The 12,816-nt window shown below is 44.5% G+C and carries 13 protein-coding genes and 1 tRNA gene; 13 read left to right on the top strand and 1 reads right to left on the bottom strand.

The window, feature by feature from the left end; all coding sequences use genetic code 11:
* Window positions 1–34: 34 nt before the first annotated feature.
* The 13 genes from FCL48_RS11160 (at window position 35) to FCL48_RS11100 (ending at window position 11,092) form a co-directional block, all read left to right on the top strand.
* A tRNA-Gln gene (locus FCL48_RS11160) sits at window positions 35–109 on the top strand.
* A gap of 43 nt (window positions 110–152) precedes the next feature.
* Window positions 153–1,091 (top strand): ribose-phosphate pyrophosphokinase, encoded by a 939-nt coding sequence (locus tag FCL48_RS11155; RefSeq protein WP_136872363.1) that lies wholly within the window; start codon window positions 153–155, stop codon window positions 1,089–1,091.
* A gap of 98 nt (window positions 1,092–1,189) precedes the next feature.
* Window positions 1,190–1,795 (top strand): 50S ribosomal protein L25, encoded by a 606-nt coding sequence (locus tag FCL48_RS11150; protein ID WP_136872362.1) that lies wholly within the window; start codon window positions 1,190–1,192, stop codon window positions 1,793–1,795.
* Window positions 1,796–1,894: 99 nt separating this feature from the next.
* Window positions 1,895–2,494, top strand: coding sequence for an aminoacyl-tRNA hydrolase (gene pth, locus FCL48_RS11145; protein ID WP_136872361.1), 600 nt, complete (start codon window positions 1,895–1,897; stop codon window positions 2,492–2,494).
* 288 nt (window positions 2,495–2,782) lie between these two features.
* Window positions 2,783–3,262 carry a CarD family transcriptional regulator gene (locus tag FCL48_RS11140; RefSeq protein WP_136872360.1) on the top strand — a complete coding sequence of 160 codons (480 nt, stop codon included), beginning with the start codon at window positions 2,783–2,785 and terminating at the stop codon, window positions 3,260–3,262.
* 73 nt (window positions 3,263–3,335) lie between these two features.
* On the top strand, window positions 3,336–4,310 hold the full coding sequence (locus FCL48_RS11135; protein ID WP_136872359.1) for an RluA family pseudouridine synthase: 975 nt from the start codon (window positions 3,336–3,338) through the stop codon (window positions 4,308–4,310).
* Entirely contained in the window at window positions 4,307–4,915 is a 609-nt protein-coding gene (gene coaE / locus FCL48_RS11130; protein WP_136872358.1) for a dephospho-CoA kinase, read from the top strand. The genes FCL48_RS11135 and coaE overlap by 4 nt, the downstream gene beginning before the upstream one ends.
* A gap of 419 nt (window positions 4,916–5,334) precedes the next feature.
* Window positions 5,335–6,585 carry a transcription termination factor Rho gene (gene rho, locus FCL48_RS11125; RefSeq protein WP_136872357.1) on the top strand — a complete coding sequence of 417 codons (1,251 nt, stop codon included), beginning with the start codon at window positions 5,335–5,337 and terminating at the stop codon, window positions 6,583–6,585.
* A gap of 146 nt (window positions 6,586–6,731) precedes the next feature.
* Window positions 6,732–6,959: a 50S ribosomal protein L31 gene (gene rpmE / locus FCL48_RS11120; protein ID WP_136872356.1), complete on the top strand. Its 228-nt coding sequence runs from the start codon at window positions 6,732–6,734 to the stop codon at window positions 6,957–6,959.
* A 110-nt stretch (window positions 6,960–7,069) separates the two neighbouring features.
* Window positions 7,070–8,140, top strand: coding sequence for a peptide chain release factor 1 (gene prfA, locus FCL48_RS11115; RefSeq protein ID WP_136872355.1), 1,071 nt, complete (start codon window positions 7,070–7,072; stop codon window positions 8,138–8,140).
* A 42-nt stretch (window positions 8,141–8,182) separates the two neighbouring features.
* Window positions 8,183–9,058, top strand: coding sequence for a peptide chain release factor N(5)-glutamine methyltransferase (gene prmC / locus FCL48_RS11110; RefSeq protein WP_136872354.1), 876 nt, complete (start codon window positions 8,183–8,185; stop codon window positions 9,056–9,058).
* Between the two features lie 13 nt (window positions 9,059–9,071).
* Window positions 9,072–10,355: a UDP-N-acetylglucosamine 1-carboxyvinyltransferase gene (gene murA, locus FCL48_RS11105; RefSeq protein ID WP_136872353.1), complete on the top strand. Its 1,284-nt coding sequence runs from the start codon at window positions 9,072–9,074 to the stop codon at window positions 10,353–10,355.
* Between the two features lie 119 nt (window positions 10,356–10,474).
* Entirely contained in the window at window positions 10,475–11,092 is a 618-nt protein-coding gene (locus tag FCL48_RS11100; RefSeq protein ID WP_136872352.1) for a hypothetical protein, read from the top strand.
* Window positions 11,093–11,106: 14 nt separating this feature from the next.
* Here the strand turns inward: FCL48_RS11100 and FCL48_RS11095 are convergent, their stop codons facing one another.
* On the bottom strand, window positions 11,107–12,813 hold the full coding sequence (locus FCL48_RS11095) for a nitrogen regulation protein NR(II) (protein ID WP_136872351.1): 1,707 nt from the start codon (window positions 12,811–12,813) through the stop codon (window positions 11,107–11,109).
* Between the last annotated feature and the right edge of the window lie 3 nt (window positions 12,814–12,816).

Genomic DNA, 12,816 nt, shown 5'->3' with positions numbered 1-12,816 from the left:
ATGGAAATAAAGTTTACATATCTAGAGCGTGTACTGGGGCGTCGCCAAGCGGTAAGGCACCGGGTTTTGATCCCGGCATTCGTAGGTTCGAATCCTGCCGCCCCAGCCATCAATAATATAAAATCAGGTTAGTCGAGCTCCAAAAAAATACAATGCGAGATCTAAAGATTATCTCTGGGAACGCCCACCAGAAACTGGCAGCGGAAATTGCCGCTCACTTGGATATTCCTTTAACTGCAACCGATGTAAGGAAGTTTAGTGACGGAGAGATCTTCGTTGAAGTGAAAGAAAACGTCCGTGGAGCGGACGTTTTTGTCATTCAGCCCACCTGTACTCCGGTAAATGATCATCTGATGGAACTTGTGATCATGGTTGATGCGTTACGCCGGGCCTCAGCGAGAAGGATTACCGCAGTTATTCCATATTATGGGTATGCCCGCCAGGATCGTAAAAATGCCCCTCGTGTTCCTATTTCCGCAAAAGTTGTAGCTGAGATGCTCATGGCGGTCGGTGTGAGAAGAGTTTTGTGTATGGATCTTCATGCAGGGCAGATACAGGGTTTCTTTAATATTCCTGTTGACCATCTTTATGCCGCTCCGGTGATACTCGAATATATTAAAAAGACCTTTGATGACAATGTTATTATGGTCTCTCCAGACGCTGGTGGTGTGGAGCGGACCAGAGCCTTTGCCAAACGACTGAACTCTGGTCTTGCAATAATTGATAAGCGTCGCGATAAACCCAATGAGTGTGAAGCGATGCACGTTATCGGAGATGTGCGGGGAAAAACAGCCATTCTTATGGATGATATGGTGGACACGGCAGGCACCCTTTGCGCTGGCGCGGCAACCCTAATCGCTAATGGTGCAAAGGAAGTACATGCCTGTTGTTCTCATCCCGTTCTCTCAGGGCCGGCAATAGACAGGTTGAATGCTTCACAAATAAAGTCGCTGGTTGTCACAAACTCTATCCCGTTGAATGGCAAGACAAAAGAATGTAGCAAGATTAAAGTGCTTTCCGTTTCAGCGTTGTTGGGTGATGCGATAAATAGAATACATAACGAAGATTCTGTGAGTTCACTGTTTATTTAGCTCTCGATTCTTATCTCTATTAATTTAAAAGAAATATTTCAAATATTTGCTCAGTCGTTTTTACTTATTTGGTACTGCGAGTTGGCAAAGGAGGAATTATGCTTCAAGTAGAAATGTCCGCTTCTGTAAGAAACAGCTCAGGAAAGGGACCCATGCGTCAATTGCGCATGGAAGGAATGACTCCTGCTGTCGTGTATGGTGCTGGAAATGAAGCTCTCAAGCTTCAGATGGATACCAAAAGTCTGATGGCAAAACTGCTGAAATTCTATCGTCATAATACCGTTGTGACTTTGAATATCGAAAATGAGGGAAGCAAAAGTGTTAAAGTAGGTGAAGTTCAGACTGATCCTGTTCGTGATACCCTTGTGCATGTGGACTTTTGTGAGATTGATCTTGAGAAAGAACATTCATACACCGTTCCCGTAGTATATGAAGGAATCCCTAAGGGTGTTGATCTAGGAGGTATTCTGGAAATAAGCTGCACCAAGGTAGTTCTTCGTGGTAAGCCTTTAGATATTCCTGATACAGTCACCATCGATATCAGAGGTCTTGCGATAGGTGCTGAGTTGAAATGCGATGCATTCCCTGCAATAGAAAATGTGACTATGGTTACAAATCCTAAAACCATCGCGGTAACAATTGTGAAGCCTTTGGCAAAAGCTGCAACCGAAGATGCTCCAAAAGATAAAAAGAAGAAAAAATAATAAGTCGTTGACCATCGTCTTAGACTTTGGTTGAACTGCTTTGCGTTGAGAGGGCCCGGAAATTCAATTTTCCGGGCCTTTTGCAATTTGAGAGATACTATGAACAGTCAGGATGTATTGATTGTTGGGCTTGGGAATCCGGGTGCAGAATATGCGGATACACGGCACAATATCGGTTTTCATGTTGTTGACGCCCTTGTGGAACAGTTGGGAGATGGAGCAGGTGCATTTAAAGAGAAATGGAATGGTCTCTATTTTTCCACCACTTATTCCGGCGTAAAAGTTCATTTTCTCAAACCTCTCACCTTTATGAACAGGAGTGGCCAATCTGTGTCGCAAGTTTGTACATTTTATAAAATAGTACCTGAAAACATTATTGCTATACATGACGACCTTGATATGGCTCCGGGCCGGGTAAAGCTTGTTAAAGGGGGTGGGGCTGGCGGACATAACGGGATAAAATCAATCGTCTCCCTTGTGGGATCGAATGATTTTTACCGATTGAAGATTGGAATAGGACGTCCAGGTCAAGGAGAGGTTCATAGAGATTTCCCTGTAGAAAAATATGTATTGAGCAGTTTTTCAGCAGAAGAGCTTGAGCTGATCTCCAGCAGATATAGGCAAATCGGGGAAGGTGTAAAGTATTTACTTGCAGATGATATTGCTCGTTCTAAAGGTGTTCTCAACAGTTTGAAATAAATTGATACCTTGCTACTCATATAGCCAGTACGCGCACTTTTTAAAAAAATTTGTTTGATGCCAGATTTAAAAAACTACGGCATTTCAGCGCGAAATATGTTATAGTTTATCAACAGTGAAGGGTATGAATTAATATTCTCTTACTTTCCTCTTAAATCAAAATTAACCGGCGATGAAGAACGATATATTCCGGTGCTTTCCTAGATTGGCTAATTACTGCGTGGTGTCTTGTGCGTCTTCTTATTTTTGCAAGCCTTGTACAAGGCGCCTTGTTTAAAGGAGATTTCAGTGTTTTCTGAAGGTGATATGGCTGTGTATCCGGCCCATGGTGTTGGTGTTATTAAAGCCGTCGAAACAAAAACCGTCGGAGGGATTAATCAATCCTTCTACATTCTAGAAATTTTAGATAATAGCATGCGCATCATGATACCGACAGATAGTTCCGACAATGTAGGCTTGCGTGCTATCGTTGGTAAAGATGAAGTAGGTGATATTCTAGATATCCTGTCTGATCGTACTGTTGAATTGGGTACGCAGACCTGGAACAGGCGCTACAGAGACTATATGGAGAAGATTAAGACAGGGTCGGTCCATGAGGTCGCAATTGTCTTAAGGGATCTGTTTCTCCTCAGTGTTGACAAAGATTTGAGCTATGGTGAACGGAAAATGCTCGACACCGCTAAAAGTCTTCTTGTCAAAGAAATATCCCTTGCTCAAAATAATAGTGAGGATGACGTGACCAAGACCATTGAGGCAATATTCTCCTGAGCCAGACACGTCCGCTGGCCTGTTAGCCACCTTATGACCCCTTTTTTTGTCTATATCTCTCAACGTCTTGTCTATGGAATCCGTAGAAACTCTTAACAATGGGTTCAAGTCAGCCGAACAGCAACTTACATTTCATGTAGATGAAAAACATGTTGGTGTTCGGCTTGATCAATTTCTTGCTTTACAAGTGCTTGGTCTTTCAAGAAGCCAGATCTCTGATGCTATTCGTGAAAAAAACATTATTGTCAACGGCACTCCACGTAAAAACAGTTACAGGTTAAAGCTTGGAGAATTCATTTCTGGGGTGGTTGAACATGACAAACCCATTGAGGTTTGTGGAGAGCATATCGAGTTCACCGTTCTCTATGAAGACCAGTGGCTTCTCTTTCTCTCAAAACCGCCAGGCCTTGTTGTTCACCCGGGTTCTGGAAATCATGCAGGAACTCTGGTTAATGGCCTTGTTCATTACTGTGAAGGTATTGCCGCTGTAGGAGATGCTGCGCGTCCGGGTATTGTCCACCGGCTTGATAAGGACACCTCAGGCGTTATGGTTGTTGCCAAAACGGAAGCAGTACACCGTGACTTGATAAATCTGTTTAAAGAACATCAACTGGAAAAAGAGTATCTCTGCCTTGTTCAAGGTGTACCAAAAGAATCCTCAGGTCGGATTGTTGCGGCCATTGGCCGGCATCATATCAACCGACAGAAAATGGCCGTAAAAGATATTGGTGGTAAGCATGCTGCCACGAACTGGGATCTTGTGGAACGTTATGATGGTGGACTCTCTCTCTTACAGGTAAACATTGAAACCGGCCGTACCCATCAGATACGGGTACACATGGCCCATCTCGGCTATCCTGTTGCGGGTGACTGTGTATACGGTACTGGGAAAACGCAGAGAAAGTTTCCAAGACAAATGCTCCATGCTTCGCGGCTCAGTTTCAACCATCCTGTAACCGGAAAAAAACTGGATATTATCGCTCCTTTATGGAATGATTTTGTGGCAGTTTTAGATCAGTTGCAAGCAGTTTCAGGTGAAAGTTCTTGAATATCGCTGTTACCGGAGGATATGGTTCAGGAAAGAGTTGTGTCAGTCGTCTTTTAGCCAAGTATCTCAACGGTCAACTTGTAAATACTGACGAACTTTGCCGGGTCCTTTTGGAGCCTGGTAGGGAGGGTCTCCTTAGCCTACTGAAGACCTTTGGTAAAAGATTTTTGACAACTGACGGTGGTCTTGATCGGGGAATGTTGAGACAGGCCGCTTTTGAGGATACTGAGGTTAAAACAAAACTTGAGGACATTCTTCATCCGCTGGTAAGAGGAGAAGTAAAGAGGAGTGTAGAGGTGTGTCAAAAGGCCGGGGTGCATCTTGTGGTGGAAGTCCCGCTGCTTTTTGACGTTTCTTGGCAGGATGATTTTGATATATCGGTTCTTGTCAGGATCGATAACAAAACGTCTGTAGAGAGAGCTGTGAGGCGTGACAATATAACAGTTGCAGAAGCAGAACGCATTATTGCCCTGCAGATGCCGATGTCTCAAAAAGAGCTGTTGGCTGACCGTATCATCGATAACAGCGGTACTTTTGCAAGCACCGCACAGCAGGTGGCCTGGCTTGCAACTTTACTGAGGCGTCAATCGTTGAGAAAAGATTGAAAATAACTGCCTAAAATGCTTGACAGCTTAAGTTTATAGCCGTATAAGAAAAACGTTGACCAAATAATTCAAATCCTGTCTTTAATAGAACCTATTTTCTCTTTTTCGCTCCGATAGATATTGATTTACACCACGCTCTTGTCAGTGTTGGCGGAAAATGTTGATAGTTATTCTTTATTGACCTGATCGTCGATTCCATTCTGCATTTTTGTAAATCAAAAATACGAGTCGTCCGAAACAACATTCATATAAATCATTTTTTTACCACAAACCACCCCATTTTTGTGAGCTGTCACGAGATGCGGTTGCTAATGAGACTTACAAAAATACATCGTTGGCATAACACTCCTCTGTAGCGAGGCGTTTTCAGGCGATGTTACACTATCCTGCCAATTATCCATCAAAGGAGAAGTAGATTAATGAACCTGGCGGAACTCAAACTGATGAAAATTGGTGAACTGGTACAATTGGCCCGAGATCTTAAGATTGAAGGTTTCAGTTCGCTGCGAAAACAGGAGCTCATCTTTGCGATCTTAAAAGCCCAGTCTGTAAAAGACGGCAAGATGCGAGGTAGTGGTGTCCTAGAAATTCTGCCCGATGGCTTTGGGTTTCTTCGTGCTCCTGACTATAATTACCTTCCAGGTCCAGATGATATTTATGTGTCGCCATCTCAGATTAGACGCCTCAACCTCAGAACAGGCGATACGGTTGAGGGCTTAGTCAGGGCACCGAAAGAAGGCGAAAGATATTTCGCACTGCTCAAAGTCGACAGTGTGAACTTTGATCCACCCGATGCTGCAAAGCAAAAAACCCTCTTTGGTAACCTTACCCCACTGCATCCTAACGAAGCATTTTCTCTGGAGTGGCAGCCCGATAATATGTCCATGCGTATCATGGATCTCTTCGCCCCCATCGGCAAAGGTCAGCGGGGACTCATCGTCGCGCCTCCCCGCACGGGTAAAACAGTACTGATGCAGAAAATTGCCAATTCCATTGTGCGTAACCACAAGGAAGTCTATCTCATAGTGCTGTTGATCGATGAGCGGCCAGAAGAAGTAACCGAGATGACCCGTTCTGTCAAAACTGCTGAAGTCGTCAGCTCGACCTTTGACGAACCACCGCAGCGTCATATTCAGGTTGCTGAAATGGTAATTGAAAAAGCGAAACGACTGGTTGAGCACAAAAAGGATGTCGTTATTCTGCTGGACAGTATCACTCGTCTTGCCAGGGCTTACAATACTGTGACTCCCGCGAGTGGTAAAATACTTTCCGGTGGAGTTGAAGCCAATGCACTCCATCGACCGAAGAGGTTTTTTGGGGCGGCCAGAAATATCGAAGAGGGGGGAAGCCTGACAATACTTGCCACTGCCCTTATCGAGACTGGTAGCCGTATGGATGAGGTTATTTTCGAAGAATTTAAAGGTACGGGTAATATGGAACTTGTACTTGATCGGAAAATGGCAGATAAACGTATCTTTCCTGCAATTGATTTAAAACGCAGCGGCACCAGAAAAGAAGATCTGCTAATCAAGCCCAATGCGCTCAATCGTATCTGGATTTTGAGAAAATTGCTCAGCTCAATGAATCCCGCAGATTGTATGGATTTTCTCGTCGATAAGTTAAAACATCAGAAAACCAATGCTGATTTTCTCGACTCAATGAATGGCTAACAGTACAGCGAGCATTTTCTCGACAATTAATTTTAGTTGAAAAAATATTTGTTTTGGGTAATATGATGCTCTTGTACTTTGTAAAATCGTAGACAACGCTATATAAAATAACATCACATGATTCATGTGTTGGAGGAATAGGTATTATGAAAGAAGGAATACACCCAGAATATCATAAGTTTAGTGCGCAGTGTGCTTGTGGTGCCGAGGTAGAGCTTGGTTCTGTTTTAACCGAAATGAAGGTTGAGATATGCTCGTCCTGCCATCCATTTTTTACCGGTAAGCAGAAGTTGATCGATACGGCAGGTCGAATTGAAAAGTTCAAGCAGCGTTATGCAAAACACTATGCAAAAAAAGAAGAGAAGAAAGACTGATTTTTCTTTTTTGCAGTAGGTCCAGTTTTTCCGCACTTCTTTGATAATGTCCACAACAATGCTTGCATGGTTGTGGACTTTTTTCTTTCTTCTGCCCTTGGGTAACAACAATGTTCAATAAGTTTGCTGATCTTGAAGACAAATTAGCTGATCTCGAAGGTCGACTCTCTGATCCTGATCTTGTGAGTAATCAAAAGGAGTATCAAAAAGTTGTCCGTGAACATTCTCATCTTTCCAAGCTTAATAATAAATTCGAAGAATTAAAAAAAGTCCAGGCCGATATCTACGAAAACAAGGCTATCATTTATGATGAAAATGAAGATCCAGAACTCAAAGAACTTGCCAAGGCAGAACTTGAGGACCTTGCCGAATTAGAAAAAAAGCTCGATCAGGATCTGAAGATCATCCTTCTACCAAAAGACCCGAACGACGAGAAAAATACATTTCTGGAGATTCGTGCAGGAACCGGTGGAGATGAAGCGGCGCTATTTGTGGGCGATCTTTTTCGCATGTACTGTCGTTTTGCTGAGTCGCAGGGATGGAAGGTGGAGGTGATGAGTTCTAACCCTTTAGGGATTGGTGGGTTTAAGGAAATCATTGCTCTTATCAGCGGTAATCAGGTCTACTCAAAGCTGAAGTATGAAAGTGGCGCCCACAGGGTCCAGCGGGTTCCTGACACGGAAACCCAGGGGCGTATCCATACATCCGCTGTGACCGTGGCCATTTTGCCTGAGGCAGATGAAGTTGAACTCAATATTGATATGAATGAGTTGAAGTTTGATGTATTCCGCTCTTCAGGGCCTGGCGGTCAGTCGGTTAACACGACGGATTCTGCTGTTCGGATAACCCATTTGCCCACTGGGCTTGTGGTGACATGTCAGGATGAAAAGTCCCAGCACAAGAATAAGGCCAAGGCCTTAACCGTCCTGCGGGCTCGCCTTTTGGATCAGGCCGAACAGGAGCACCACGATAAGATTAGTAAGGACAGGAAAAGTCAGGTGGGGAGTGGCGACAGAAGTGAGAGAATACGGACATACAATTTCCCGCAGGGGCGTATGACAGATCACCGTATTAATCTCACTTTGTATAAACTCGAATCCATCATGAGTGGAAAGCTTGAAGAAGTGATCTTTCCCCTGATTGCTCACGATCAGGCGGAAAAACTCAAAGAACTTCAATAAAATCGAGATCTCCATGTCTGCCTTACTCTTTCAGTTGATTTAATGCGTCTAGCGGATCTCCTGCATAGTGGCTCAGAGCAGCTGAAAAAGGCTGGGATTGAGGAGCATGAAGTTGATGCGCGACTTCTTCTCGAGCATGTTCTTGGGATGACACGAACGCAGTTACTGCTCAGGGCAGAATCTTCCCCTGCAGCGGTTGAAGTAACCCATTATACCCGCTTGTTGAATAGGCGAATAAAAAGAGAACCGGTCGCTTATATTATAGGAGAGCAGGAGTTCTGGTCTCTTCCTTTTACTGTTACAGCAGATGTATTGATTCCACGACCTGAAACCGAATTTTTACTCGAACAGGTATTGAGATATGCCCAAAAATCAAATTTTCGTTCGGGTAAAATAGTAGATTTGTGCTGCGGTAGCGGGATCATCGCCACGATTCTTGCTCAAGAAACACACCAGAAAATCTATGCAGTAGATATTTCAGCAAAAGCACTTCGTGTGGTCAGGCAGAATATAGTGCGTCACGGTCAGGCTCACCGTATTCTGATGGTACAGAGTGACATGTTTGATGCGTTTGCAGCAAATAATCAGTTTTCCCTCGTGGTCTCTAACCCGCCTTATGTCAGTCATGCGGATGTAACCAATAATCTGGAGCCGGAGGTCAGCTGTTATGAACCCCATCTTGCTTTAGACGGTGGTGTCAGAGGGCTTGAACTTATTAAGATAATAAGAGCCCAACTCGATGATGTACTTATGCCTGGCGGGGAGGTGTTTATGGAGATCGGCGCTGATCAGGGTATGGAGGTGGCGGCTTTGTTTGAACAGAATACCAAAAGTGGCTTCGGTTTTGAAACAGTCAGTATACAAAAAGACTATGCTGGACGTGATCGCGTTCTACATGCAATAAAAAAAGAGAGATAAGAGGCACTAAGGTATGGAAAAGCTGGTGATACATGGAGGTCGTCCTCTCCACGGTGAGGTGAAAATTAGCGGTGCAAAAAATGCAGCATTGCCACTTATGGCGGCAACTCTCCTCACCCCAGGAAAACATCGCCTGCGCAATGTGCCCAACTTAAGAGATACCAGGACCTTTATTCGCCTGCTCGAGTATCTTGGGGTAAAAAGCGAGCGGGTCGGAGATACACTCTCGCTTGACACCACGAATCTTTCCAGCGCTGAGGCCCCTTATGATCTTGTAAAAACGATGCGTGCCTCAGTGCTCGTGCTCGGGCCCCTTGTTGCAAGGCTCGGCCAGGCAAGAGTTTCACTGCCGGGCGGCTGTGCTATAGGTGCACGACCAATAGACTTTCATATAATGGGCCTTGAGCGGCTTGGTGCTACCTGTCACCTTGAAGGCGGATATGTGGATCTGAAATGTGAAAGGGCATTACGGGGAGAAGTTATTTATTTCGATATTCCAACCGTTACAGGGACCGAAAATCTTCTCATGGCTGCAAGCCTGGCGGAAGGAACCACAGTGTTGAAAAATGCTGCAAAAGAGCCTGAAATTGGTAATTTAGTCGATATGTTGACGGGAATGGGTGCGAAAATCGAAGGCCGAGGAACCGATAGTCTGATCATCCATGGGGTGAAACATCTCCAACCTGCAGACTGTGAGGTAATCCCGGATCGTATTGAAGCGGGCACCTATCTTCTCGCCATTGTGGCAACCGGTGGCAGTGGCTCCGTTAGCCATTGCAGGCCAGATCATCTACCGTCACTTCTGGAAAAGCTCCGTTTAGCCGGGGTTAATGTCACTGAAACACGGGATACCATAACAGTTGGCTGGAATGAGACAGGTGAAGGCGGCAAACAATTAAAGGGTGTCAATATTAAAACGATGCCTTACCCTGGATATCCTACTGATCTTCAGGCCCAGTTTATGGCATTGATGACGCAGTGCTCTGGTAGCTGTGTTGTCAATGAGACGATCTTTGAAAACCGGTTTATGCATGTTGCTGAATTGCACCGGATGGGTGCAAATATCAAAATTGATGGACATTCTGCCCGGGTAGAGGGCCTTGGAATGGGAGGCTTGAAAGGCGCACCGGTGATGGCAACTGACCTCCGCGCGAGTTCTTCGCTCGTGATTGCAGGGCTTTCCGCCTCTGGCAGGACAGATATTTCCAGAATATATCATCTTGAGCGTGGATATGAAAATCTGGTGGATAAACTGACGAAACTTGGGGCCAAGGTATGGAAAGAAGATGAACAATGAGATAAGATACGCAGTAACATCGGGTTTTACTAAAATTATCTCCAGCGACGCTGTAGGTGATACGCCGCGGGAAGATTTTTCACCAAGGGATGTAGTCAGGACCTTTTAAGAGAATACCTATGCTTGCTCAACTGGTCAGTTTCTTGAAAAAACATAGTGAAAGAGCGACCATTATAGGCCTTGGCTTTGGATTGATTGTATTCGTTGTTTCTGGAATTTACCTCCAGAAAAAAAACAGCAAAGACAAGGATGTTCCCCTTGTAACGGAACCGATCAAAGTTGAGCTGAAAGTCGGGTCTTCGAAATCAAAAGATAATACATCAAGAGCTGCAACGACAAATTCCTTTTTCCTGCGCCCTTCAGCAACAGAATTGCTGGAACAGTTGTCGACAATGGAAAACCTGCAGGAGGATGTTGCGCAATCAAAGTTTGTAAGTTTTAGAGTCCTGTGGCCTGTTTTCTTTTTTTCTGTTGAAACCTTTGAAGGAAAAGAAACCATCATACTGGATATTTCAGAAGATGGTTTTGGCGCTGTGGTAAAGGGGAGTGTTAGCTCTTCCACCTACCCTCTTTTAAACGAGATCAAGCGAGGAGAGAGGCTCTGGGTTGCAGGGGAGATAACGGCCGTCGATCCCGCTGGGACAGGAACCATTTTTCTTGATATCGAACTCCTTGACTTTACAGCAGATGGGCCGTCATCTGTGAAAGTGGAACCACAGGCAGATTTGCCCCAATAGACCAAGAGCTTTTATCACTGATGGGGGAGTGGAAGACGTAAAGTAAACTGCGCCCCTGAGTCTATTCTATTTTCCACAGTAATCTGACCATGGTGTTCCTCAATGGTCTGTTTGACAATCGCAAGCCCCAGACCAGTGCCATCAGCCCTTGTCGTGAAGAAAGGCTCGAAGATGATATCTTCCTGGCCATGTTCAATGCCCGTTCCGTTATCTGCAATTGTAATCTCCACTGCATCATTACCGTTTTGTGCCTGATCTGTGCTTATTTCTTGTGCCGTAATCGTTATTTTTTCTTCATTTTCAGGACAGAAGGCCAGTCCATTTTGTATAAGGTGGCTAAAAACAGTGAACATCTGTGCACGATCAGCCCAGATGTCCGTTGCATCACCCAGATCCATGGAAATTATTACGGAGGTTGGCCAGGTTGGCGCCGCCTTAAGAACCTGGATGGCCTCATCAAGGCAGGATTTCAAGGAAAACCACTGGCAACTTGCGTGTTCCGGTCTTGAAAATTTTAAAAAGTCTGCAATGGTACCGATGAGTCTGTCAGATTCACGTATTATGATATTAGAAAGCTCATAGTTGGTAACATCGCTTTTATCTCTGGAAAACTCAGAAGCAAGAAGCTGAGCTGAGCCTGAGATTGCCGTCAGAGGATTCCGGAAATCGTGGGCAATGGATGCACTCATCATACCTATTGCGGCAAGTTTTTCTGTTTGTCGGACCTGTTTTTCTAATTTCTCAATTTCACTGATATCTTTTAAGGTAATGATTTTGTCATTGTTGTCGGTAGTGTTGATATCGTTATCATTGTTAATAAAATCCATGAATGTATAACCCAGTCGAACAGCTATCCCCGATGGCTTTGTAAAATCAGTTGTAAGTCTTTGGTGTTGATGGGATAGTTTAAGACATGGGAGAACGTCTTCAAGGTTCTGGCTCAGAAGAGAAAGAGGTTCTATGCCGGTGATGGTCTGTACCGCAGTGTTTGCAGAAGTAATGACCCCAGAAGAGTCAATTGTGATAATTCCGGTGGAGATATTGTCAAAAATTCGCTTATAGAGTGTGGCGAGACGATCATATTTTTTCAACGATGCGCTAAGGGCGACTTCGGTTTTTTGCAGACGCATGCCAAAAAGAGTGCTGATTAAGGCTGCAAGAAAAAAAGAAATGCCGTTAATTGCAAAATGATTTAACCCGACGATAGGATCGAAATCGGGAAAGTTGATATATTGTAAAAGGTAGGATGGATAGTAGCCGTAGGTCTCAAGAAAGAGCAGGCCACCATAGAGAAGAGTTGAGGCGGATGCGGCGAGGAAGCCTCCTTTTTTGGGTAAGATCAATCCACCGGACACGATGGGAAAGAAAAACACCGAGGTGAAGGTCGAGTTGGAGGATCCCGAAAAAAAGATCAGCAGCGCCACAAAAAAGGTGTCGAGAAGGATTTGTCCAAGCCCATAGGTTCGGAGATTGCCCTGAAAGATCAGTAGAAAAAAGGCGGAAAAGACCGAGGTAAGATATATTATAAAAACGAGGAGGAGCAGTATATTGGCTGGAATAAAAATGAACGCAAATTGAGAGCCATTAAAAATATAGGTAATTAATAAAATCAGGGTATACAGCACGATGCGCAACAACAGCATTGAAAGCAGCTGATTGCGTAAATGGTGTTTCTTTTCAGTGGTACTGCGGGCCCTGTCGATAAGAGATCTGAGGAGCATATA

Source organism: Desulforhopalus sp. IMCC35007, assembly GCF_005116575.1.
GTDB lineage: Bacteria > Desulfobacterota > Desulfobulbia > Desulfobulbales > Desulfocapsaceae > Desulforhopalus_A.
Note: the sequence above shows the minus strand (reverse complement) of the source record. Positions and strands in the feature narration are given on the sequence as shown.

What these genes read in the sequence shown, in the direction of transcription:
- FCL48_RS11155 (WP_136872363.1), top strand. Translation starts at nt 153, where the DNA reads ATGCGAGATCTAAAGATTATCTCTGGGAACGCCCACCAGAAACTGGCA.
- prfA (WP_136872355.1), top strand. Translation starts at nt 7,070, where the DNA reads ATGTTCAATAAGTTTGCTGATCTTGAAGACAAATTAGCTGATCTCGAA.
- FCL48_RS11100 (WP_136872352.1), top strand. Translation starts at nt 10,475, where the DNA reads ATGCTTGCTCAACTGGTCAGTTTCTTGAAAAAACATAGTGAAAGAGCG.
- murA (WP_136872353.1), top strand. Translation starts at nt 9,072, where the DNA reads ATGGAAAAGCTGGTGATACATGGAGGTCGTCCTCTCCACGGTGAGGTG.
- FCL48_RS11150 (WP_136872362.1), top strand. Translation starts at nt 1,190, where the DNA reads ATGCTTCAAGTAGAAATGTCCGCTTCTGTAAGAAACAGCTCAGGAAAG.
- pth (WP_136872361.1), top strand. Translation starts at nt 1,895, where the DNA reads ATGAACAGTCAGGATGTATTGATTGTTGGGCTTGGGAATCCGGGTGCA.
- FCL48_RS11095 (WP_136872351.1), bottom strand. Translation starts at nt 12,813, where the DNA reads ATGCTCCTCAGATCTCTTATCGACAGGGCCCGCAGTACCACTGAAAAG.
- rho (WP_136872357.1), top strand. Translation starts at nt 5,335, where the DNA reads ATGAACCTGGCGGAACTCAAACTGATGAAAATTGGTGAACTGGTACAA.
- prmC (WP_136872354.1), top strand. Translation starts at nt 8,183, where the DNA reads ATGCGTCTAGCGGATCTCCTGCATAGTGGCTCAGAGCAGCTGAAAAAG.
- rpmE (WP_136872356.1), top strand. Translation starts at nt 6,732, where the DNA reads ATGAAAGAAGGAATACACCCAGAATATCATAAGTTTAGTGCGCAGTGT.
- FCL48_RS11135 (WP_136872359.1), top strand. Translation starts at nt 3,336, where the DNA reads ATGGAATCCGTAGAAACTCTTAACAATGGGTTCAAGTCAGCCGAACAG.